This window comes from Dactylosporangium salmoneum (assembly GCF_039532525.1).
In the GTDB taxonomy this organism is placed as follows: Bacteria; Actinomycetota; Actinomycetes; order Mycobacteriales; family Micromonosporaceae; genus Dactylosporangium; species Dactylosporangium salmoneum.
This window is the reverse complement of sequence record NZ_BAAARV010000013.1, coordinates 1-21,156: the sequence shown is the minus strand read 5'-3', so window position 1 is coordinate 21,156 and position 21,156 is coordinate 1. Positions and strand designations below refer to the sequence as shown.

Genomic DNA, 21,156 nt, shown 5'->3' with positions numbered 1-21,156 from the left:
CGCGATGACCCGCCGCTTCCGCCCGGGCCGGCTGCTGGCCTGGACCGTCCTGATCGCGTTCCTGGTGCTCACGATCGCGCCGTTCTACTGGATGGTGCGCACCGCGCTCACCCCCGACGCCGACATCTACGCCGACGCCGGCGCCCTGGTGCCGTCCCATCCCACGATGATCAACTTCTGGCGGGTCCTCGGGCTCGTCGACGCCGACACCGCGCGCAAGGCCGGGGGCTCCGGGGCGCAGATCGACTTCCTGCGGTACACCCTGAACTCCATCGTCTACTGCGCGCTCATCGCGACCGTGCAGACCTTCTGCTGCGCCCTGGCCGGCTACGCCTTCGCCCGGCTGCGCTTCCCCGGCCGGGACCTGCTCTTCGGCGTGCTCATCGCGGCGCTGATGGTCCCGCCCATCTTCACGCTGCTGCCCAACTTCACCCTGGTGAAGAGCCTCGGGCTCATCGACAACTTCCTCGGCATGGTCGCGCCGACCCTGCTGATGACCCCGTTCGCGGTGTTCTTCCTGCGCCAGTTCTTCCTGTCCATCCCGCACGAGGTGGAGGAGGCGGCGACGATCGACGGCGCCGGGCGCTGGGGCATCTTCTGGCGGGTCGTCATGCCGATGAGCCGCGGGCCGCTCATCACGATCGCGCTCACCACCTCGGTGTGGGCGTGGAAGGACTTCCTGTGGCCGCTGCTCGTCGGCCGCGGGGAGCAGACCCGGGTGCTCACCGTGGCGCTCGGGGTGTTTCTCCAGCAGTCCCCGAACACCCAGCCGGACTGGACCGGACTCATGGCCGCCTCCACGCTGTCCGTCCTGCCCGTCCTCGCGCTGCTCATCTTCCTGGGCAAGCGGCTGGTGCAATCCCTCAATTTCACCGGCATCAAGTAGACCCTGAAGGGACACCCCCGTGTTGAGAACATCCCGCACGGCGGCGGTGCTGACCGCCGCGGCGCTCGCCCTACCGCTGGCCGCCTGCTCGGGCACCGACGACGCCGCCGGCGGCGGCAAGGTCACTCTCAACTACTGGCTGTGGGACGACAAGCAGCAGCCCGCCTACCAGGCCTGCGCCGACGAGTTCAGCAAGGCCAACCCGAACATCACGGTCAAGATCTCGCAGACGGCGTGGGCGCAGTACTGGCAGAACCTCACCACCCAGCTCGCCAGCGGCTCGGCCCCTGACGTCTGGACCGACCACGCCTCGTACTACCCGCAGTTCGTCGCCAGCAACCAGATCCTGGACATCCAGCCGTACGCCGACAAGGACAAGGTCGACCTGAGCCAGTACCAGGGGGGCCTGGCCGACCTGTTCGTCAAGGACGGCAAGCGCTACGGGCTGCCGAAGGACTGGGACACGATGGCCCTGGTCTACAACACCAAGTACGTCACCGACGCCACCGGCCTGGACAAGCTCACCTGGAACCCGGCCGACGGCGGCACCTTCGAGCAGGCCATCGCCAAGGCCACCGTCGACGCCAACGGCAAGAACGGCCTGGACCCGGCCTTCGACAAGGCCCACGTGAAGGTCTACGGCTTCCTGCCGGAGTGGGCCGACGGCGCGCAGGGCCAGAACGGCTGGGGCGACCTGGCCGTCTCCAACGGCTTCACGTTCACCGACAAGAACCCGTGGGGCACCCACTACAACTACGACGACCCGAAGCTCGCCGCGACCATCACCTGGTTCAAGCACATCATGGACGCGGGCTACGCCCCGAAGTTCGACAAGCAGTCCACCCTCAGCCGCGACGCCGTGATGGACGCGGGCCAGGGGGCGTACACCATCGTCGGCTCCTGGACGATCAACTCCTACCTCGGTGACGGGGCGAAGCAGAAGTACGCCTTCGCGCCGCTGCCGCAGGGCCCGAACGGGCGCAAGACGCCGATCAACGGCCTCTCGGACGCGATCTACGCCGGCACCAAGCACCCGAACGAGGCCTGGGCCTGGGTGAAGTTCCTCGGCTCGTCCGCCTGCCAGGACATCGTGGGCGAGAAGGCGGTCGTCTTCCCGGCCATCAAGTCGGCCAGCGAGAAGGCCCTCGCCGCGCACAAGGCGGCCGGCCGCGACGTGCACGTCTTCACCGACGAGGCCTCGGCCTCCGGCGGCACGTTCTTCCTGCCGGTCACCGACCACGGCAACGAGATCTCCCAGATCGTCCAGGACGCCCTGCAGGGCGCGATCCTCGGCCAGTCCTCCCCGGCCGACGCCCTGAAGAAGGCCAACGACCAGGTCAACGCGCTGTTCAAGTAGCCGCCCCGGCGGCACTTCGCGGCCTCGTCACCGTCGCGGCCTCGTCACCGTCGCGGCCTCGTCACCGTCGTGACCTCGTCACCGTCGTGACCTCGTCACCGTAGTGACCTCGTCGACGTCGCGACTTCGTCACCTCGCAACTTCGTAAGGAGAACCATGGCACAGGTCGTCGAGCTCGGCGGACGCCGCTTCGCTCTCCAGCACTCCGGCGACGGCACGCCGCGCCCCGCACCGGGCGGCATGCTGCTGCCCCCGGGCCGGGTCGCGCTCCTGCACGGGCTCGGCGACGCCTCCTTCTACCGGCACGGGCAGAACTCGTGGAGCCCCTGCGGCTGGCGCCGGCTCAGCGAGCCGCCGCTGCGCATCCCCAACCCGACCCGGCTCGTCACCGCGGACGACCCCGCGTTCGACGACCCGGGCCGCCACCACGGCTCGGCCGTGGCCGCGCTGCAGGCCCCCGACGGCGCCACCCTTCTCCTCGGCGCGCTGGGCCTGGACACGGCCCGGCTCACCGCCGACCGCGACACCCTCACCGGCTGGTACGCCACCGGCGGGGCCGACTGGTTCCTCGCCTACGGTGCCGAGGAGGAGGTGTTCCGGGCCTACGCCGACGAGCTCGCCGCCCGCTTCGGCACCGGCCGCCGCCGGGCCGGCAACGTCTGGTGCAGCTGGTACGCGTACTACGAGAACGTCGCCGAGGCCCAGCTGACCAAGGACGTCGCCGACCTGACCGGCCTGCCCTTCGACGTCGTGCAGATCGACGACGGCTGGGAGGAGCGGGTCGGCGACTGGCAGCCCAACGCCAAGTTCCCCAGTGGCATGCGGGCCATCGCGGACCGCATCGCCGACGCCGGCTTCACCCCCGGCCTGTGGCTGGCCCCGTTCATCGCGCTGCCCGACTCGCGGCTGGCCACGCAGCACCCGGAGCTGCTGCTGCGCGACCCGGCCGGCAACCTCGTGGTGGCCGGCTACAACTGGGGCGGCCCGTACTACGCCCTCGACATGGCCCGCGAGGACGCCCGCGCACACGTCGCCGAGATGGTGCGCACGGTCGTGCACGAGTGGGGCTTCGGCTACCTCAAGCTCGACTTCATCAACGCCGCCGCCGCGTACCTGCCCGGCCGCGACCGCGAGCGCATCTACCGGGAGGCGCTGGAGGTCATCCGCCTTGCGGCCGGGGAAGAGGTGTACCTCCTGGGCTCGGGCGCCATCCTGCTGCCCTCGCTCGGCCTGCTCGACGGCCTGCGCAGCGGCCCGGACGTGGCGCCCATGTGGGACAACTACGCCTCCGTGGACCCGTCGGACGCCACCGCCCGCAACGCGGTCGTCAACAGCGTCCACCGCCTCTGGCAGTCCCCGCTGGTCGAGGTCGACCCGGACGTCATCTACTTCCGCAGCAAGCTCAACCTGCTCACCCCGCAGCAGCTGCAGTGGCTGCGCGACCTGGCCGACGTGTGCGGCTTCCGGGCCGTCTCCGACCCGCCGAGCTGGCTGACCCCGGCCGAGCTCGAGCAGCTGCGCGACTACCTGGAGGCCAAGCCGGCCGTGCGCCGGCTGGGCCGCTACCGGTTCGCGGTCGACGGCCGGGAGGTCGACTTCGGCCCCGCGGTCGCCGCCGACACCGGGGAACAGCTGTATCCGATCTCTTGACGGTGGGAGCACCATGGAGACACCCATGCTGCCGGCCGTGCGGCAGCAGCGCATCATCGAGCTGCTGGCCCGGCGGGAGTTCGTCACCCTCACCGAGGTGCAGGCCGAGACCGGCGCCTCGATGGCCACGACGCACCGCGACCTGGCCCGGCTGGCCACGAAGGGCGCCCTGGCCCGGGTCCGCGGCGGCGCCACCCGCCCGGCCGGGCCGCCGGCGGAGGCTCGGCTGCTGGCCGCGTACCTGGTCCGGGTCCGCAACGCCCTGGAGCGCCACGACCTCGGCGCCGTGGAGAACGGGCTGCACCAGGCTCTGAGCGCGTGCGAGCGGCTGCGGAGTGCTAGCCGTCGCTCCGCTCCAGGTGGGGGGCTCCGCCCACCCACACCTCCTGGCACACGTGCTCGCCCTTGAGGGTGAGCCGGCTGGCCCGTCGTGGCCGGGCTCGGGAGTCGGTGCTGCTCAGAGCAGCCGCTCGGCGATCGCGTCGACGACGGCGGGGTCCTCGGTGAAGACGGGGTCGCCAGGGCGCGGGTCGTGGAAGACGAGGTCGGTGAAGCCGAGCCCGGCGTACCGGCCGGCGAAGTCCTCGAACGCGTCGGCGCTGGCCAGGGGGCGCTCGTCGGTGTTGCCGATGAGGAAGTACCGCCGCAGGCTCCCCGGGTCCCGGCCGAGCGCGGCGCACCGCTCGTCCAGCCGCTCCGCCTGCCGGCGCACGGCCGCCTCCGTCGCCGCGGCCGACTGGTCCTCGGCGCCCGGGTCGCCGTAGGTGATCCAGGCGTCGCCGAGCCGGGCGGTCAGGTCCAGCGCCCTCGGCCCGGCCGCCGCGATCGCCAGCGGCAGGCGGGGACGCTGGACGCTGCCGGGGATCATGCGGGCCTCCTCGGCGGCGTAGAACCGGCCGCGGTGGCTGAAGGACGGCGCGCCGAGCAGCCCGTCGAGCATCTCGACGAACTCGGCGAACCGGTCGGCCCGCTCCCGCGGCGAGGGCGGCTCGCCGCCGAGGACGGTGGCGTCGAAGCCGGTGCCGCCGGCCCCGACGCCGAGGATCAGCCGGCCCGCGCTCACGTGGTCGAGCGTCATCGCCTCCTTGGCCAGCGTGACCGGGTGGCGGAAGTTGGGGGAGGTGACCATCGTGCCCAGCCCGACCCGCTCGGTGACCCCGGCCAGCCCGGTGAGCCAGGGGATCGCGGCGTGCCAGGGCTGGTCGCGGTACCGCCGCCAGGAGAGGTGATCGTAGGTCCACAGGTGGTGGAAGCCGAGCGCCTCGAGGTGCCGCGCCCGCCGCACCGACTGGGCCCACGGGTCGGCCGGAAGCAGCAGGACACCGATGCGCACCGCGCGATCCTACGTGCGTCCGGCCGGACGCCGTTCACGTGACGCGCCGCAAACCCTGCTGCGCGCTGTGTGTCAGAGCAGATCGAACGATTCCCAGGTGGAGATGGCGGTCTTGGTGGCGGTCAGCGGGTTGAGGCCGAAGTTGTCGGCGCAGACGTACCGGCCGCTGGCGGCGGCGCGCAGGGAGACGCTGCCGTCGGCGTTGGTGATGAGGTCGAACGTCTCGGCGGTGCCGACGGCGGTGCCCGAGGCGATCAGCGGCAGGCCGGCGCCGGACGGCACGGTCACGTAGCGGTTGTTGGCGTGGGAGCGCAGCGCGACGCGCCCGCCGCCCAGGTCGATGCGGTCGAACTGCTCCCACGTCGAGGCGGCCGGCCGGTCGGCGACGACACCATGATGCCGGCGGCGTCGCAGCGGTCGTAGAGCTCCTCGCGGGTCACCGAGCCCAGCCACGCCCGGATCATGTTGAAGCCGATGTCCTTGTGCAGCGCGACGGCGGCCGGCAGCCGGTCCGGCATCGCCCGGCGCAGCAGCTCGTCCCAGCCCCACGCGCCGCCGCGGCAGAACACCGGCACGTTGTTGACGACGATCCGCAGCGGGGTGGCGCCGTTGCTGACCGCGGCCGCCTGGCGGAAGGTGGTGCCGTCGCCGGAGACCAGGACGCGCAGCTCGGAGGCGAACGCGGTCTCCCACACGATGGTCACGCCGTCGAAGGTGGCGCCGGCGCCGAGGTCGACCTGGATCCACTGGTTGTCGCTGTAGCTCGACGACCAGCGGGTGGACGGGTCGCCGTCGACGGCCATCTGCGGGCCGTGGTCGGCGCCGTCGGTGGAGGAGGCGGTGGCCGGGCGGCCCCGGGCCACGTCGGTGCCGGGGCGGGCGCTGTGCCGGGGACCGTCGCGGGCAGCCACGCCGACGTGTCGACGCCGGTGCGGGCCAGCGTGGCGCCGGTGGCCGAGCCGACCCGGGCGTCGTAGGTGAGCGCCCAGCCGGACTCCAGCGGCACGGTCCCGTCGGCCGCGACCGTGAGCGCCGGCGGCGGGGTGGTGTGCACGCCGAAGTCGGTCCAGCCGGTCACCGCGGGGTGGCTCGGGGCGGTGCCGTACACCTGGATGCCGTTGATCCCGAGCGGGTTGTGGTTGGCCCGGTCGCTCGCGGTCAGCCGCACGTAGCGCCCGGTCGCCGGGGTGCTCAGCGTGATGGTGGCGACCCCGCCGGTGCCGGCCGTCGTGCGGTACACCTGGGTGTAGTTCGTGCCGTCGGCGGAGACCGAGACGTCGTAGGTGGTCGGGTAGGCCGACAGGATCTCGAACCCGGTCGTGCCGGCCCGCGGGTTCACGTCGCTGGCCCCGCCGGAGGTGAACTCGGGGTCGCCCGGCCTGGCCTCGAACGTGATGACGAGCGCCTCGATGCCGCACGGGGCCTGCAGGTCGACCTCGATCCACTGTGGATCGGTGGCGGCCCCGGCGCGCCAGCCGGAGCCGCGCACGCCCACCTCGTAGAGCCCGTCGGTGGCGAACGTGGCGGGGGTGGGCGCGTAGGCCGTCGAGGATGCCCTTACCGGCCGGTAGAGGGCGAGATCGGTCCCGCTCGGGGCGGCCCCGGCCGGAGCCGGGACCGCCGCGTCCAGGGCGATGCCCGCGAGCAGGGTGGCGTTCGTGGTGAGGAACGCCCGCCGCGTGATGCTCATGACCGTCCTAAGTTCAGCGCCAGTGCAGGCGCGCGGAGTAGATGACGTTCGAGTCGGTCCAGGTGACCAGCAGGGTGCGGCCGGTCGGGTCGTACTCCGGGTGCGGCGCGATGGCGTAGCGGATCGCGCTGCACTGGTTGTCCGGGCAGGTGGACGCGACGGTGAAGGCCTTCGTCCACGGGCCTTCCAGGTTCGGCGCGGTCATCACCATGATGTCCGTGTAGCCGACGTTGGCCCCGGCCACGAACATCCAGGTGTTGTAGTAGTTGCTCCAGAACGCGTTGGACTGGCCGAGCTCGCGGTTGGCGAACAGCGCCTGGGCCTGGGTCGGGTTGGTCAGGCGCTGGGTCTGCCAGGCCCGGCGGGACTGGTCCCAGTACTCGTAGGCGGTCACGTCCGTCGCGCGGGCGGCGGGGACGCGGGCCAGGAAGACGCTGGACTCCGTCGGGCCGGCCGGGCCGTAACCGTAGACGTAGACCTTGGCGTCGCGCGGGTTGTAGGTGACGCCGACGTCGCCCCAGTGCGGCTCCGTCGCGCCGTTCCACATGACGCCGGTGCCGGCCCGGGTGGCCCGGGCGCCGCTCGCGTCGGCGGTCACCGTGGCCACCCCGGCGCCCACGATGCAGTGGCAGCCGGACCCGCCGCGGTCGTTCTTGAGGAACCATTTCGACGTCATCGACAGCGCCTCCGGGTCGTTCACGGTGGACACGGCCGGCCGCACGATCTCCGGCTACGCCGACCACAAGGGCGGGAAGCTGTACTTCTCGGCCACCGTCGACACCGCCATCGCCGCCTCCGGCGGGGGCGGCACCGGCTGGGTCCGCTTCGCCACCGGCGCCAACCAGCAGGTCACCCTGCGCATCAGCACCTCGTGGATGAGCGTCGCCCAGGCCGCGGCCAACCTGAGCCAGGAGGTCGGCGGCAAGTCGCTGGACACCGTGCGCGACGAGGCCCAGGCCCAGGCCCAGTGGGACACGGTGCTCGGCAAGGTGCGCATCGAGGGCGCGACCGCCGACCAGATGGTCACGTTCAACGGCGAGATGTCGGCCTGGTACGTCTTCTCCGCCATGGGCTTCCACCCGGCCCGGATGGGCAGCACCGACTACACCATCGGCGCGCCGCTGTTCTCGAAGGCCACCATCAGCCTGGAGAACGGGCACACCCTTGTGGTGAACGCGCCCGGCGTGAGCGACACCAACCGCTACATCCAGAGCGCCGCGCTGAACGGCACGGCCTACACGAAGAACTACCTGGCCCACGCCGACCTGCTGGCCGGCGGCACCCTGAGCTTCACGATGGGCGCGAGCCCGTCGTCGTGGGGCACGGGGGCGAACGACGTCCCGCCGTCGATCACCAGCGGCACCGCCGCCCCGGCCCGGCTCACCGACAAGGCCACCGGGGGCACGCTCACGGCCAGCGGCGAGAACGGCCCGGGCGAGGCGCGGGACAAGCTGACCGACGACACGTCGATGACGAAGTGGCTGACGTTCGCCGCGACGGCCACGCTGACGGACCAGCTCGCGTCGGCGGTGACGATCAAGCAGTACACCCTCACCTCGGCCGACGACGTCCCCGGCCGCGACCCGAAGAACTGGACCCTCCAGGCCTCCAACGACGGGGTCACCTGGACCACCATCGACACCCGCACGAACGTCGACTTCGCCGACCGCCGCCAGACGAGGGCCTTCGTGGTCCCCGGCACGGCGTCGTATTCCCGCTACCGCCTCCAGATCACCGCCAACCACGGCGCCGCCGAGACCCAGCTCGCCGAGTGGCAGCTGCTCGGCTGACCCTTCGGCCGTCCCGGGGCCGCGGCACGACCGCGGCCCCGGCGCGGCGTCAGCTGCTGGGCCAGTTTCGGGTCCATCGCTGTCCCGCCCTTCCTGTTCCGGTTCCTGCTCCGGTCACGTGGAGGACCGTCAGGGCCGTCCCGGAAGCGCGTCGGCAATCCGTCGTATCAAGGGCGCTCACCAGCACCGACAGGTGCCGATCAGCCAGGTAGCATGATGCATTGCGGCGCGAGCTGGTGTCCGTTGAGCGGTTCTGTGCACCGAATTGTCGCAGATCGCGGCTGGTGAACATTCACCTATATCTCGCCATGTCCGGAAGTGCCGGTAAATCGCAGGGCAAGACCCTTGATCGATTTGCCCGTTGTCACCCGAAGCGCCGCAACGGCAACGCGTCGTGAGCGGAACGCCACCTTCTGTCCATTGTGGATTCGAATCCGCGCAGCCTGGTGTGCCTCCGCCGGGCCGTGATAGGCCCTATGAGATCCACTTGGCGCCCCCCCAAGGAGCAACAAGCGCCCCCATCTAGCAAGAGGAGAACCGATCGTGCGCACATCTGGGTGGAACCCCAGGCGCTGGCGGGGCAGGACGCTAGCCGCGTTCACTGCCGCCGCCGTCGTGGCGACGAGCGCGGTGACCGCCGCGCCCGCCGCTGCCGATCCCAAGCCCAACCCCGGAAAAGCCCATGAGGTCGACGAGCACGGCAAGCGTGACGTCGACAACCGCCGCGGTGGCAAGGCGCCTTCCGCGAAGCAGAAGGCGGCCGCCGACCGTGTCGGTGCCGCGAAGGTCCGCTGGAACTCCCTCGGCGAGCCCGAGGCCGTCGGCCCGGACAAGGCCCTGGCCACCGGCCTGACCGGCGACCCGGTCGCCGCCGCCCGCAAGTACCTGCTGGACAACCAGGAGCTGTACGAGCTCGACGCCTCGGCCGTCGATGCGATGGAGCCGCTCCTCGTCCAGCCGCTCGGCACCGGCACCGTTGTGCAGCTGCGGCAGCGCTTCGGCAACCTGCCGGCCGGTCACGACGGTCTCGTGTCGATCCTGCTCAACGAGGGCAATGTCGTCCGGGTCACGTCGTCGCTCTCGCGCGACACCACCGCGCCGGAGCCGGCGACGCTGTCGGTCTCCGACGCCGTCACCGCGGCCCTGGCCGACGCCGGGCTCACGGCCGGCCAGATCAGCGCGCCCGACGTGCTGGAGGTCGCCGTGCCCACCCCGGAGGGCGGGCCGCGCGCCGCGTACCAGGTGACGCTGGTATCGAGCGACGCCGACAACCCCACCGCCTACTCGACCTTCGTCGACGCGCGCACCGGCGAGATCCTCATCCGTGAGGACATGGTCGACTTCGACTCCGACAACCCGACCTGGGCCGTCTTCCCGACGACCGCGCCGCAGAAGGTCACCCCGGGCACCGACTCGCGCGTGACCTGGTGCTTCACCCCGGCGATCAACTGCGTCAAGACCGTGAGCGACGCCTCCTCGGGCAAGGCCTGGGACGTCAACCAGCTCACCGGTCAGCCGACGTTCACCTCGTCGGGCAACTCGGCCAACAACCTGGTGTCGTGGGGCGGTGGCGTGGCGGCCTTCCCGGCGGCCACCAAGACGGACCGCAACTACAACTACGCGTTCACCGACCAGTGGCACGAGTCCAAGTGCAACCCGGACGTGTTCACCTCGGCGACGCGCAACGACGCGGACGCGGCGGTGTCGAACCTGTTCGGCATGCACAACGCGATGCACGACTTCAGCTACAACCTCGGCTTCACCGAGGCCACGTGGAACATGCAGGTCGTCAACAACAAGCCGGGCGGCCTGGGCAACGACCCCGAGCAGGGTCGCGCGCAGTCCGGCGCCCTGAGCGGCAGCCGGAACAACGCCAACCAGAGCACCGGCCGCGACGGCGCGACGTCGACCACCAACATGTACCTGTGGCAGCCGGTGGCCGGCTCGGCGTACCCGCCGTGCGTTGACGGCGACTACGACATGACCGTCATCGGTCACGAGTACACCCACGCGATCACCAACCGCATGATCGCCGGCCCGAACAACGGGATCACCGGCACGCAGGGTGGCTCGATGGGCGAGGCGTGGAGCGACCTGGTCGCCGCCGAGTACCTGTACGAGAACGGCCTGCGCGCTCCGGGCGACACCGAGTTCGTCACCGGCGCCTACGTCACGGGCAACGTCCACGAGGGCATCCGCGACTACGACGCCAGCAAGAGCCCGCTGAACTACTCGGACTTCGGCTTCGACCTGGTCGGCCCCGAGGTCCACGCCGACGGCGAGATCTGGGTCGCCACGAACCTGCGCGTCCGCAAGGAGTTCGTCAACCGCTACGGCCTGGGCACCCCCGAGCTGCAGCAGAAGTGCGCCGACGGCCTCGTCGACGTGGCGTCCTGCGCCGGCAACCGGCGCTGGATCCAGCTGATGTTCGACTCGTTCGTGCTGCAGGCGGCCAGCGGCGCCACCATGACCAGCATGCGCGACAACATGCTGGCCGCCGACCTGGTCCGCTTCGGCGGGGCCAACCAGGACATCATCTGGAAGGGCTTTGCCGAGTCCGGTCTGGGTGAGGGCGCGACGGGCGCTCCGTCGGACACCGACCCGACGCCGAGCTTCCACTCGCCGTACGCCAACAACGCGACCGTGACCCTGCGGCCGATGGCCGGTTCCGCCGGCGCGAACGTCACGCTGTACGTCGGTGACTACGAGGCGCGGTCGGTCCCGGTGGCCGACACTGACCCGTCGACGCCGCTGCCGGACACGTTCGAGATCCTGCCCAACACCGAGTTCCACTTCGTGGTCAACGGCAAGGGCTGGGGCAGCCAGAAGTTCACCGCCACCTTCAAGCCGGGCAAGCAGGACCTGAAGCTCAAGCTGCCGCAGAACGTGGCATCGGCGGCTCTGGGTGCTGTGGCGACGGGTGACGGCGTCAACCTCGACAAGATCAACGACGAGACCGAGGGCACCAACTGGGCGTCGCAGAACGGCGTGGCCGGCAAGACGGTCACGATCGCCCTGGCCGGTAACAAGCCGGTCAACGTCCAGTCGCTCAACGTCAGCGCCATGCTGCGCCCGGCTCTCAAGGGCGACGTCGACTCCCCGTCGGCGAACCAGAACCGGTTCAGCGCCCTGCGCTCGTTCGCGGTCCTCACCTGCGACGCCACGAAGGCCGACTGCAGCAAGGACTCGAGCTACAAGGAGGCGTACCGCAGCGCCGACGACGCCTTCCCGGGTGGCGCCTGGCGCCCGGTGGCGCCGCAGCTGAACCTGCGCACCTTCAACATCCACCCGACGCTGGCCACGCACGTGCGTGTGGTCGTGCTGTCGAGCCAGTGCACCGGCAACCCGTTCTACGCCGGTGAGCAGGACAACGACCCGCGGGCGAACACGGACTGCGCTACCAACAGCCCGTACCGCAACGAGGTCCGCATCGCTGAGGTGCAGGTCTTCGGCGCCAGCGGCAACATCACGCCGGAGCAGTAGGCAACAAGCAACACCGTTCAGGGCCCCGTCGGCATCGTCCGGCGGGGCCCGCTTGTATGACCAGGCGGTCAGCCGGCCGGGCCGGAGTCCAGCAGGGCCTTCATCGGCGCGTCCGTGGCGTGCAGCAGGTCGGTGAGCTCGGCGACGCGGGCCGTGACGTCGGCCAGGTGGGCGTTGTGGCCGAACGAGCGCGGCCGGGGGATGTCCACGGCGATGATGCGCCGCACCCGGCCCGGCCGCGCGCCGAGCACGGCGACCCGGTCGGCGAGCAGCACGGCCTCCTGGATCGAGTGGGTGACGAAGATCGTCGTCGGCCGCACCTCCATGTGCACCTGCTGCAGCTGCCCGGCGAGCTCCTCCCGGGTCAACGCGTCGAGGGCGGAGAACGGCTCGTCCATGAGCAGCACCCGCGGCCGCTGCACCAGCGCCCGGCACAACGCCACCCGCTGCTGCATGCCGCCGGACAGCTCGTGTGGCAGACGCTTGTGGAAGCCGGCCAGGCCGACCGAGTCCAGCAGGGCGCGGGCCCGCTCCCGCTCGCCGGCGCTCTGCTTGATTCGGTGGGCCTGGCCGTGGATCTCCAGCGGCAGCAGCACGTTGCCGAGCACCGAGCGCCACGGCAGCAGCGCCGGGCGCTGGAACATCAGGGCGACGTCCCGCCTCGGCCTGGCGACCGGGGCGCCGCCGACGCTGACCCGGCCCTCGGTCGGGCGCAGCAGCCCGGCCACGAGCCGCAGCAGCGTGGACTTGCCGCAGCCGGAGCGGCCGATGACCGCCAGGAACTCGCCCTCGGCGACGGTCAGGTCGATCGCCCGCAGCGCCTCGATGTCCCCGGCCCGGGTGCGAAACGTCCGGGACACCCCGGTCAGCTCGATCACGAGACCCTCCCTCGCCTACCCGGAGATCGCCCGCGCCCAGGGCAGCAGCAGCCGCTCCAGGCCCACGACGAGGTAGAACAGCACGATGCTCAGCACCGCCAGCAGCGCGATGGCGGCGAACGCGAGCGGGGTGTCCAGCGAGCTGCCGGACAGCACGATGACCGCGCCGAGCCCGCCGTTCGGGCTGCTGATCTCGGCGACCACGGCGCCGATGACGGCCAGCGAGATGCCGAGCTTGAGCCCCACGAACACCTGCGGCAGCGCCCAGGGCAGGCGCACCTTGAGGTACGCCTGCCACCACGACGCGGTCAGCGACGCGGCCAGCTCGCCGAGGTCGGCCGGGGTGGAGGTCAGCCCGGCGACCGCGGCCACCACGACCGGGAAGAAGGCGATGAGCACGATCATCACGATCTTCGGGGCCGGGCCGTAGCCGAGCCAGACGATCAGCAGCGGCGCGAGCGCGACCTTCGGGATCGAGTTGAGCGCGACGATGAGCGGCAGCGTGGCCCGCTCGACGGCCCGCGACGCGGTGAGCAGCATGGCCAGCAGCAGCCCGGCCGCCACCGCGAGGACGAACCCCAGCGCCGTCTCCCGCAGCGTCGCCCACGTCTCCCGCAGCAGGTACCCGGGCTGCGCGCGGAACGCCGCGACGATGTCCGGGGGAGCGGGCAGGAAGAACGCCCGGATGCCGAAGAGCGCGGTCGCGCCCCACCACAGGCCGACGGCCACGGCGGCACCGGCCAGGGGCAGCACGGGGCCGGTCCAGCGGGGCGCGGCGCGCTCTTCGTCAGGCATGCGGGCGCCGGCCGAGGGTCGAGTAGGTGAAGTGGCCGCGCACGACCAGCCGAGGGTCGCGCACGGCGGCGTACAGGCGCTGGATGTGCTCCTCGGTGAAGCCCGCGGCCACGAAGTCGTCGCGCAGCTGGGCCACGTTGACCGCGATGAGCAGCGCGCCGGGGCTGCCGCCGGGCCACGACTCGGCCTCGATCACCGTCTGCGCCTCCAGCCCGAGCCCGACCATCCGCTCGTGCACGCTCGCGGCCCAGGTCGGGTCGTTGCCCCGGGCCGGGAGCACGGTGTTCACCAGCAGGTCGCGGTAGTGCTCGATGATCCCGGCGGTCTCGGCGTCGGGGGCGGACAGGCACAGGCGGCCGAACTCGGTCGCCCAGTCCTCGATCACGATCGCCCCGCCCGGCGCGAGGGAGGCCGCGAGCCGGGCCAGGACCGCCTCGCGCTGGGGGATGTGCAGCAGGACCAGCCGGGCGTGGATGAGATCCCACGGACCGTCCGGCACCGGCTCGGTCACCAGGTCGTGGCGCAGCACCCGGAAGCCGGCGCCGACCGGCAGGTGCCGCACGTTGAGGTCGGTGGCCAGCACGTCGCCGCCCTGCTCGGCCATCCACCGGGCGACGCTGCCGCCGCCGGCGCCGACCTCGAGGCAGCGCTTCCCGGCCAGGTCACCCACGGCGGCGAGGCGCCGGAAGGTGAGGCCGTCCAGGATGTCCGACAGGTGGCTGTGCCGCCCGACGGACTCCGGGTCGTCGTTGTCGAAGGAGTACCGCGACACGGGATCGATGGCCGCAGTCACGGTCACGCCTTCGGGGTGAGGCCGAAGTCGACGACCGCGTCCGGGGTGAGCCCGGCCGGGATCAGGCCGCCGGCCTGCAGGGTGGCGATCGCCCGGGCGACCCGCTCCTCGTCCATGCTGCCGAGCGTGCCGCCGGAGCCGACGTACGGCGTCATGAGCGTGATCTCGCCGACCGCGGCGGTGACGTCCGCGGCGGGCTGCGCCTTCTTGAGGATCTGGGCGGCCTCGTCCGGGTGCTCGATGGTGTACTTCAGCGCCTTGAGCGAGGCGTCGCGGAACCGGCGGGCGAGGTCCGGGTTCTCCTTGGCGATCCTCGCGGTGGTGATGATGCCGTTGCCGTACAGGTCGCCGAGGTACTTGCTGTAGGGCAGCACGACGGTCTTCTTGCCGCCGGCCGCCTTCTCGATGCCCTTGGTGCCGATCAGGAACGTGCTCAGCGCCTGCACCTGGCCGCCGGCCAGCAGGGCGGGCAGCTGGGGCGGCTGCGCGTTGACCCACTGGATCTTGGCCGGGTCGATGCCGGCCAGCTTGGCGTAGGCCGGGAACAGCAGCTGGTTCACCGAGCCGGTGGCCGCGCCGACCTTCTTGCCCTCGAGGTCCTTGGGCGAGGTGATGCCCGCCCCCTCGAGCGCCACGATGGAGACCAGCGACTGCTGGTGGATCGCGGCGATGGTGCGGAAGTCCTTGTAGTCGCCCTTGCCCGCGAGGATCCAGGCGCCGATCAGGTCCAGGTTGGCGAACTGGGCCTGACCGGCGGCGAGGCCCTTGAGGTTCTCGCCGGTGGCCGCGCCGAGCTGGATGGTGACGTCGAGGCCGGCCTCCTTGAAGTAGCCCTTCTCCTGCGCCACCCAGGCGAACGCGTCGCGGCCGACCGCGCCGAACGCCGTCAGGTACGTGACCTTGTCCGTCTTCGCGGAGTCCCCGCCGGCCGCGGCGGGCTCCGCCGTGGAATCCGAGCAGCCCGCCGCCGCGCCGATCAGCGCCACGGCGAGCACGCCTGCGAGCAGCGCACGATAACGCCTCATCGCCATTCTCCCGTTTCTCATGTCCGGACGTGTGTATTCGGCGGCCGATGTCCGCCGCGATTCGAACGTTCGTGCTATCCGGCAAGCCGCCATCGGCCGGCCCGTGCCTCGAGCATCGTGAGCGCCTGCGGCATGAAACCCGAATGATTGTTGGGGGTAAATCGAATGGGGCCACTCAGGCCGTCGATCTGCGACGTTTCCAGCCGGGCCCGAAGCGTCTCGCCGTCGATCGATCCGGAGCGCGCCACCGCGTTCGCGACGAGCTGCAGGGCGTCGGCGGCGAAGGAGGCGTGGCCGTGGTACGTCCCGTAGTGCGACGTGTAGTCCTGGAACCACTGCCGCCGGGCCGCCTTCGCGGGGGTGGTCGCGATGACGTCGTCGATGGCGAGCGTCTGGATGAAGACGAGCGCCGTGCCGTCGGTGTTCGCCGCTGGGCCGCCGAGGAAGAGGTCCCCGGCCGCGTCGGCGTCGAGGTACACCTGGCCGTGGTAGCCGTCGCCGCGCAGCGCCGCGACCGCGAGCGCGGCCTGCGGCGGGTAGCCCCAGACGACGACCGCGTCCGGGTTGCCGGCCAGCGCCGCGCGGGCCGCGTGGCCGAGGTCGGCGTCGGACGGCGCGTACTGCGCGTGCGCCACCACCTTGGCCCCGATCTTGCCGGCCTCCCTGGTCAGCGCGTCGGTGCCGCCCCGGCCGTAGGCGTCGTCGCTGGACAGGAAGGCGAGCCTGCGCTGCCCGGCCCGGCCCAGCTCGCGGCCGAGCACGACGGCGTTGTCGTCCGCGTTGGGAGCCAGGCGGAAGATGTACCGCCGCTGCGAGACCGGCGCGCTCACCTCCGCGACCGGCGACAGCGCGATGGTCGGCTTGCGGCGGGCGTCGATCCGCTCGGCCGCCCCGATCGTGCACTCGGCGCACGCGCCGGTGACGATCGCGACCACCGACGGGTCCTCGGTGAACGCGGTGATCTGGCTCGACGCGATGGCGGGGTCGCCGCGGTTGTCCTGGAACCTCACCGTGACCCGGCGCCGGCCCAGCAGCCCGCTGGCGTTGATCTGCGCCGCCCGCAGCTCCAGCGCCCGCTGGTAGGCCACCCCGAGGTCGGCCGCGTTCCCGGAAAGCTCCAGGCTCGCCGCCACGACCACGTCGGCGTCGTTACCGGCATTGGCGTCCGTGCATCCCGTCGATGCTGTCAGTGCGACCGCCAGCATCGCCGCAAGATTGCGCCACCGCGGCACGTCGATTCCCCCCGGTCGAAGTTTGCGCCCAACACCTTGCCAACTCGGACCAGGTCGGTCAAGAGGTTCGAATTACGCGATCCGGCCCCCTTGCTGAATCGCATGCCGGGCCGTCCGGTACAGTACCTACGCGAATGGGATGCCTTTACTCAGTGTCGTCGGTAAATGTCCTGGAGATTAAGTTGATCGTCAGGCATCGCTGGGTGCGGTCGGACGCCAGGGGCTTTCGTCGGTAGTCTCGTTCGTGGTGAAATGCCCTGTCCTTCGCCCCGGGCCGCCCGGGGGCGGAGCACCTGCCCGACCGTTGCATCCCGCGCGTCGCATGCGCCGGGACCGTCATAGGCGACCAACCGCGGAGATCCTGTATGCCCGCACCGTTTCGCATCGGCCTGCCCCGGCTGGCCAATGCCCGGATCCGGTCCAAGCTCGGGCTGATCCTGCTGATCCCGATCCTGGCGATCGTGACGCTGGCCGCGTTCCGCCTCGGCGACGCCGGCCGGCGGGCGGGCGACGCCGAGCGGGTCGGCGCCCTGACCCGGCTCTCCGCCGACGTGTCCGCGCTGGCCCAGCAGGTGCACCTGGAGCGGATGGCGGCCGCGGCCCTGCTGTCCTCGACCGCCGCCACGCCGGAGGCCTACAACCGCCAGATCGTGCGCACGGACGGCGCGGTGGCGAACTACACCGGGCGCCGGGACTCCCTCGGTGACGTGCCCGGCGCCGTGCGTGAGCGGCTCGACCGCATCGACGACCAGCTCGACTCGCTCGCCGCGATCCGCAAGGACGTCGCCGGCCGCCCCGGCGTGTCGGTCGCCGAGGTCCTGGTCCGCTACGGCGTCGTCGTCGACGACCTGGTCGCCTACCGCGAGGCCGTCGCCCAGGTGAGCACCGACCCGGCCCTCGCCGACGAGCTGCGCGCGGCCGCCGCCTTCTCCAAGGCCAAGGCGCAGATGTCGCAGCAGGAGGCGATCGCCTACGCGGCGCTGAAGACGGGGCCGATCGACGCACACCAGCTTTCGTCGCTGCTGGCCACCCTCACCGGGCAGCAGGAGGCGTTCGTCGCCTTCTCGCTGTCGGCCAGCGTCCGGCAGCGCCAGATCGTCGAGGCCACCATCGCCGGCGACGCCACTCAGATGGCCGACGACATGACCGGCGCGCTGCAGCGCTCGGTCGGCCAGCCGCCCCCGGTCAGCGCCGACGACGCGGTGGCCGTGTTCGGCGCGGTCAACGACCTCATGCGCTGGACCGAGGAGCGGCTCGACGACGCGCTCGCCGGCGACGCCGCCGCCATCGGCGCGCAGGTGCGCCGCCAGGTGGTCGTGGAGTCGGCCGTCGTGCTGCTCGTGCTGGCCGTGGTGATCGGCCTCGCCCTGATCACCGCCCGCTCGATGATCCGCTCGCTGCGGCAGCTACGCCAGACCGCGCTCACCGTGGCCCAGCAGGACCTGCCGGCGCTGGTGAGCCGGCTGCGCGACGCCGGTGCGCTGCGGGAGGGCTCGCCGCAGGAGATCGCCGGCCAGGTCCGGGCCCCGGCCGGGGCCGCGCAGAGGGACGAGATCGGCGAGGTGGTGCGGGCCTTCGACACCGTCCACCGCGAGGCGGTCCGGGTCGCGGCCGAGCAGGCCGTGCTGCGCAACAGCGTCTCGGCCATGTTCCTCGGCCTGGCCCGGCGCAGCCAGACCCTGGTCGACCGGATGATCGGCCAGCTCGACCGGATCGAGCGCGGCGAGGAGGACCCGAAGCGGCTGGCCCAGCTGTTCGCGCTGGACCACCTCGCCACCCGCATGCGCCGCAACGACGAGAACGTCCTCGTGCTGGCCGGCGCCGACACCGCGCCGCCGCGCCGCCAGGACGCGCCGCTGCTCGACGTCATGCGCGCCGCCCAGTCCGAGATCGAGCTCTACGAGCGCATCGAGTTCGCCCACGTCGACGACGAGGTCCACGTCGCCGCCCGGGCGGTCAACGACGTGGTGCGGCTGCTGGCCGAGCTCATGGACAACGCCACCCGGTTCTCGCCGCCGCACGCCCCGGTGGTGATGGGCGGGCAGCGCCTCGGCGACCGCACGGTGGTGCGCATCGAGGACCGCGGGCTCGGCATCGCCCCCGACGTCCTGGCCGACTTCAACCGCCGGCTGGCCGAACCGGCGCCGGTCGACATCGGCGCGTTCCGGCTGATGGGCATCGCGGTCGTCGGCCGCCTCGCCGCCCGCAACCACATCACCGTGCAGCTGCGCGGCAACGTCGGCGGCGGGACCGTCGCCGAGATCGTGCTGCCCGCCGGGGTGCTCATCCTGCCGCGCGAGGAGCGGCCGGCCGCGCTGCCGCCCCGGCGCCGCCCGGGCGCGGCGCTGATGGAGGCGGCGCCTCCCACCGACCGATGGGCCGATCTCGTGGCGCCCGTCGCGGTGGACGACGACACGACGGAGCTTCCGATCTTCCGCGAGATCGAGGCCACCTGGTTCCACGAGCACGGCCACACCGCGCTGGGCGGGCCGCCGCCCGCGCCCCAGCCGACGGCGCCGCCCATGCCGCCGGCCGAGGAGGTGCCCGACCACTGGCGCACCCGGGCCGACGACGGCTGGCGCGCCGCCGCCGCGGCGCAGCACCCCCCGACCGACGGGAGCACCCGCTCCGGGCTGCCCATCCGCCAGCCGCAGGCCCAGCTCGTGCCCGGCGGCGTGCCCGCCCGACCGGCCAAGCTCAACCGGCCCAGCGCCGAGGAGCTGCGTGGCCTGCTGTCGTCGTACCAGCGGGGTGTCCAGCGTGGACGCCAGGCCGGCACGGCCGCCTCGAACCACGCCCAGGCAACGGAGGAGAATCGCTGATGACGGGGTCCGGCGCATTGGAGAACCTGAGCTGGCTGCTCGACAGCTTCGCCCAGCCGCTCGAGGGGGTCGCGCACGTCATCGCCGTCTCGTCCGACGGCCTGCTGCTGGCCGCCACCGGCGACCTGCCGCCCGAGCGGGCCGAGCAGCTCGCCTCGATCACGGCCGGGCTGGTCAGCCTGACCCACGGCGCGTCCCGGCACTTCGACGGCGGCAAGGTGCAGCAGACGATCGTGCACATGGAGGCGGGCTACCTGATCCTCATGGCGATCAGCGACGGCTCCTCGCTCGTCGTGCTCGCCGCCCGACACTGCGACGTCGGGCACGTCGGCTACGAGATGGCGCTGCTGGTCGAGCGGGTCGGCCAGTCGCTGACCGCGCCCCCGCGCGAGACCGTGGCCCGGTAGCGACCGCGGCGAGGGGCTGAGGGGCGGCGGCGATGGTGCAGGGCGGCGAGGACGACCCGCGCGGCGCGCTCGTGCGCCCGTACGCGATGACCCGCGGCCGGACGGAGCCGACCCACGAGATCGCCATCGAGGCCGTGCTGCTGACCATGCGGCAGGGCGTGGAGGCGAGCCGCTACGCCGGCCGCGACCGGCAGCTCATCGCGAGCTTCTGCAACGACCGCGCGCAGTCGCTGGCCGAGATCGCGGCCCGGCTGAGCGTGCCGCTCGGGGTGGCCCGGGTGCTGGTGGCAGACATGATCACCGAAGGGATCCTGACTCTGCACGAGCCGCTCGAGGCGGGCGACACGGCGGAGCGGGTCAACATACTGGAAAGGGTTCTCATTGGACTCCGCAACCTCTGAGCGCCGCATCACCGCGGTGAAGATCCTCATCGCGGGCGGCTTCGGCGCCGGCAAGACCACGCTCGTCGGCGCCATCTCGGAGATAGCCCCGCTGACCACGGAGGCGGTCATGACCGCGGCCGGCGTCGGGGTCGACGACGCCGGCGCGGTGCCGGAGAAGAACACGACCACGGTCGCGATGGACTTCGGCCGCATCACCATCGCCGAGGACCTGATCCTGTATCTGTTCGGCACGCCCGGCCAGACCCGCTTCTGGTTCATGTGGGACGAGCTCATCCGCGGCGCGCTGGGCGCGGTCGTGGTCGTGGACACCCGCCGCATCCAGGACAGCTTCGCGGCGCTCGACTTCTTCGAGCACCGGGGGCTGCCGTACCTCGCGGCGGTCAACTGCTTCGACGGCGCGCCGCGCTACGACGTGGAGGAGGTCCGCCAGGCCCTCGCCATCGCCGGGCACGTGCCGCTGACCCTGTTCGACGCGCGCTCCCGCGACTCGGTGAAGCAGACGCTCGTCACCATCGCCGAGCACGCGCTGTCCCTGCTGACCGCCCACTAGTGCTGTGACCGCAAACGTTGGCCGGGTTGGATGCGGTTGAGATTTTGTCGTACGTGTGTGC

At 71.9% G+C, this 21,156-nt stretch carries 20 protein-coding genes; 10 read left to right on the top strand and 10 right to left on the bottom strand.

Annotated features, from left to right (window positions below; genetic code table 11):
- The first annotated feature begins 4 nt into the window (after positions 1–4).
- The 4 genes from ABD352_RS06870 to ABD352_RS06855 all read left to right on the top strand — a co-directional run bounded on the left by ABD352_RS06870 (position 5) and on the right by ABD352_RS06855 (position 4,302).
- Positions 5–886 carry a carbohydrate ABC transporter permease gene (locus ABD352_RS06870; protein WP_344611367.1) on the top strand — a complete coding sequence of 294 codons (882 nt, stop codon included), beginning with the start codon at positions 5–7 and terminating at the stop codon, positions 884–886.
- A 19-nt stretch (positions 887–905) separates the two neighbouring features.
- A complete protein-coding gene (locus ABD352_RS06865) occupies positions 906–2,243 on the top strand; it encodes an ABC transporter substrate-binding protein (protein WP_344611366.1) in 1,338 nt (445 codons plus the stop codon).
- 156 nt (positions 2,244–2,399) lie between these two features.
- Positions 2,400–3,893 (top strand): glycoside hydrolase family 36 protein, encoded by a 1,494-nt coding sequence (locus ABD352_RS06860; RefSeq protein ID WP_344611365.1) that lies wholly within the window; start codon positions 2,400–2,402, stop codon positions 3,891–3,893.
- A 13-nt stretch (positions 3,894–3,906) separates the two neighbouring features.
- Positions 3,907–4,302, top strand: coding sequence for a DeoR family transcriptional regulator (locus ABD352_RS06855; RefSeq protein WP_344611364.1), 396 nt, complete (start codon positions 3,907–3,909; stop codon positions 4,300–4,302).
- Positions 4,303–4,350: 48 nt separating this feature from the next.
- Here the strand turns inward: ABD352_RS06855 and ABD352_RS06850 are convergent, their stop codons facing one another.
- The 5 genes from ABD352_RS06850 to ABD352_RS06830 all read right to left on the bottom strand — a co-directional run bounded on the left by ABD352_RS06850 (position 4,351) and on the right by ABD352_RS06830 (position 7,625).
- A complete protein-coding gene (locus ABD352_RS06850; protein WP_344611363.1) occupies positions 4,351–5,226 on the bottom strand; it encodes an LLM class flavin-dependent oxidoreductase in 876 nt (291 codons plus the stop codon).
- Positions 5,227–5,298: 72 nt separating this feature from the next.
- Positions 5,299–5,514 carry a fascin domain-containing protein gene (locus tag ABD352_RS06845; RefSeq protein WP_344611362.1) on the bottom strand — a complete coding sequence of 72 codons (216 nt, stop codon included), beginning with the start codon at positions 5,512–5,514 and terminating at the stop codon, positions 5,299–5,301.
- A complete protein-coding gene (locus ABD352_RS06840) occupies positions 5,511–6,029 on the bottom strand; it encodes a discoidin domain-containing protein (protein WP_344611361.1) in 519 nt (172 codons plus the stop codon). Before ABD352_RS06840 ends, ABD352_RS06845 begins: the two co-directional genes overlap by 4 nt.
- On the bottom strand, positions 5,927–6,916 hold the full coding sequence (locus tag ABD352_RS06835) for a discoidin domain-containing protein (protein ID WP_344611360.1): 990 nt from the start codon (positions 6,914–6,916) through the stop codon (positions 5,927–5,929). The genes ABD352_RS06840 and ABD352_RS06835 overlap by 103 nt, the downstream gene beginning before the upstream one ends.
- Positions 6,917–6,929: 13 nt before the next feature.
- A complete protein-coding gene (locus tag ABD352_RS06830; protein ID WP_344611359.1) occupies positions 6,930–7,625 on the bottom strand; it encodes a DUF4185 domain-containing protein in 696 nt (231 codons plus the stop codon).
- Between ABD352_RS06830 and ABD352_RS06825 the strand changes: the two genes are divergently transcribed.
- Positions 7,618–8,706, top strand: a complete 1,089-nt coding sequence (locus tag ABD352_RS06825; RefSeq protein WP_344611358.1) for a glycoside hydrolase domain-containing protein — start codon at positions 7,618–7,620, stop codon at positions 8,704–8,706. The genes ABD352_RS06830 and ABD352_RS06825 overlap by 8 nt on opposite strands.
- Positions 8,707–9,249: 543 nt before the next feature.
- On the top strand, positions 9,250–12,189 hold the full coding sequence (locus tag ABD352_RS06820) for a M36 family metallopeptidase (RefSeq protein ID WP_344611357.1): 2,940 nt from the start codon (positions 9,250–9,252) through the stop codon (positions 12,187–12,189).
- A gap of 68 nt (positions 12,190–12,257) precedes the next feature.
- Here the strand turns inward: ABD352_RS06820 and ABD352_RS06815 are convergent, their stop codons facing one another.
- The 5 genes from ABD352_RS06815 to ABD352_RS06795 all read right to left on the bottom strand — a co-directional run bounded on the left by ABD352_RS06815 (position 12,258) and on the right by ABD352_RS06795 (position 16,885).
- Positions 12,258–13,067, bottom strand: coding sequence for an ABC transporter ATP-binding protein (locus ABD352_RS06815; protein WP_344611356.1), 810 nt, complete (start codon positions 13,065–13,067; stop codon positions 12,258–12,260).
- A 15-nt stretch (positions 13,068–13,082) separates the two neighbouring features.
- Positions 13,083–13,862 carry an ABC transporter permease gene (locus tag ABD352_RS06810; protein WP_344611355.1) on the bottom strand — a complete coding sequence of 260 codons (780 nt, stop codon included), beginning with the start codon at positions 13,860–13,862 and terminating at the stop codon, positions 13,083–13,085.
- Positions 13,855–14,661 carry a methyltransferase domain-containing protein gene (locus ABD352_RS06805; RefSeq protein ID WP_344611354.1) on the bottom strand — a complete coding sequence of 269 codons (807 nt, stop codon included), beginning with the start codon at positions 14,659–14,661 and terminating at the stop codon, positions 13,855–13,857. Before ABD352_RS06805 ends, ABD352_RS06810 begins: the two co-directional genes overlap by 8 nt.
- Positions 14,658–15,680 (bottom strand): ABC transporter substrate-binding protein, encoded by a 1,023-nt coding sequence (locus ABD352_RS06800; protein ID WP_344611353.1) that lies wholly within the window; start codon positions 15,678–15,680, stop codon positions 14,658–14,660. The genes ABD352_RS06805 and ABD352_RS06800 overlap by 4 nt, the downstream gene beginning before the upstream one ends.
- Positions 15,681–15,754: 74 nt before the next feature.
- Complete coding sequence (locus ABD352_RS06795; RefSeq protein ID WP_344611352.1) at positions 15,755–16,885, bottom strand: ABC transporter substrate-binding protein; 1,131 nt, start codon at positions 16,883–16,885, stop codon at positions 15,755–15,757.
- 392 nt (positions 16,886–17,277) lie between these two features.
- Here ABD352_RS06795 and ABD352_RS06790 point away from each other — a divergent pair, with 392 nt between their 5' ends.
- Genes ABD352_RS06790 through ABD352_RS06775 form a run of 4 tightly spaced genes read left to right on the top strand, consistent with a single transcriptional unit; the run spans position 17,278 to position 21,095 of the window.
- Positions 17,278–19,734 carry a sensor histidine kinase gene (locus ABD352_RS06790; protein WP_344611351.1) on the top strand — a complete coding sequence of 819 codons (2,457 nt, stop codon included), beginning with the start codon at positions 17,278–17,280 and terminating at the stop codon, positions 19,732–19,734.
- On the top strand, positions 19,734–20,141 hold the full coding sequence (locus ABD352_RS06785) for a roadblock/LC7 domain-containing protein (protein WP_344611350.1): 408 nt from the start codon (positions 19,734–19,736) through the stop codon (positions 20,139–20,141). Before ABD352_RS06790 ends, ABD352_RS06785 begins: the two co-directional genes overlap by 1 nt.
- A 35-nt stretch (positions 20,142–20,176) precedes the next feature.
- The gene (locus ABD352_RS06780) at positions 20,177–20,542 is read left to right on the top strand and encodes a DUF742 domain-containing protein (RefSeq protein ID WP_425553490.1); all 366 of its coding nucleotides are present in this window, start codon (positions 20,177–20,179) and stop codon (positions 20,540–20,542) included.
- On the top strand, positions 20,523–21,095 hold the full coding sequence (locus tag ABD352_RS06775) for a GTP-binding protein (protein ID WP_344611348.1): 573 nt from the start codon (positions 20,523–20,525) through the stop codon (positions 21,093–21,095). The genes ABD352_RS06780 and ABD352_RS06775 overlap by 20 nt, the downstream gene beginning before the upstream one ends.
- Positions 21,096–21,156: the final 61 nt, after the last annotated feature.

Bases quoted from the DNA above. Each gene is read 5' to 3' on its own strand.
- ABD352_RS06870 (WP_344611367.1), top strand. From the start codon at position 5: ATGACCCGCCGCTTCCGCCCGGGCCGGCTGCTGGCCTGGACCGTCCTG.
- ABD352_RS06860 (WP_344611365.1), top strand. From the start codon at position 2,400: ATGGCACAGGTCGTCGAGCTCGGCGGACGCCGCTTCGCTCTCCAGCAC.
- ABD352_RS06855 (WP_344611364.1), top strand. From the start codon at position 3,907: ATGGAGACACCCATGCTGCCGGCCGTGCGGCAGCAGCGCATCATCGAG.
- ABD352_RS06840 (WP_344611361.1), bottom strand. From the start codon at position 6,029: ATGGCCGTCGACGGCGACCCGTCCACCCGCTGGTCGTCGAGCTACAGC.
- ABD352_RS06835 (WP_344611360.1), bottom strand. From the start codon at position 6,916: ATGAGCATCACGCGGCGGGCGTTCCTCACCACGAACGCCACCCTGCTC.
- ABD352_RS06810 (WP_344611355.1), bottom strand. From the start codon at position 13,862: ATGCCTGACGAAGAGCGCGCCGCGCCCCGCTGGACCGGCCCCGTGCTG.
- ABD352_RS06800 (WP_344611353.1), bottom strand. From the start codon at position 15,680: ATGAGGCGTTATCGTGCGCTGCTCGCAGGCGTGCTCGCCGTGGCGCTG.
- ABD352_RS06795 (WP_344611352.1), bottom strand. From the start codon at position 16,885: ATGCTGGCGGTCGCACTGACAGCATCGACGGGATGCACGGACGCCAAT.
- ABD352_RS06790 (WP_344611351.1), top strand. From the start codon at position 17,278: ATGCCCGCACCGTTTCGCATCGGCCTGCCCCGGCTGGCCAATGCCCGG.
- ABD352_RS06785 (WP_344611350.1), top strand. From the start codon at position 19,734: ATGACGGGGTCCGGCGCATTGGAGAACCTGAGCTGGCTGCTCGACAGC.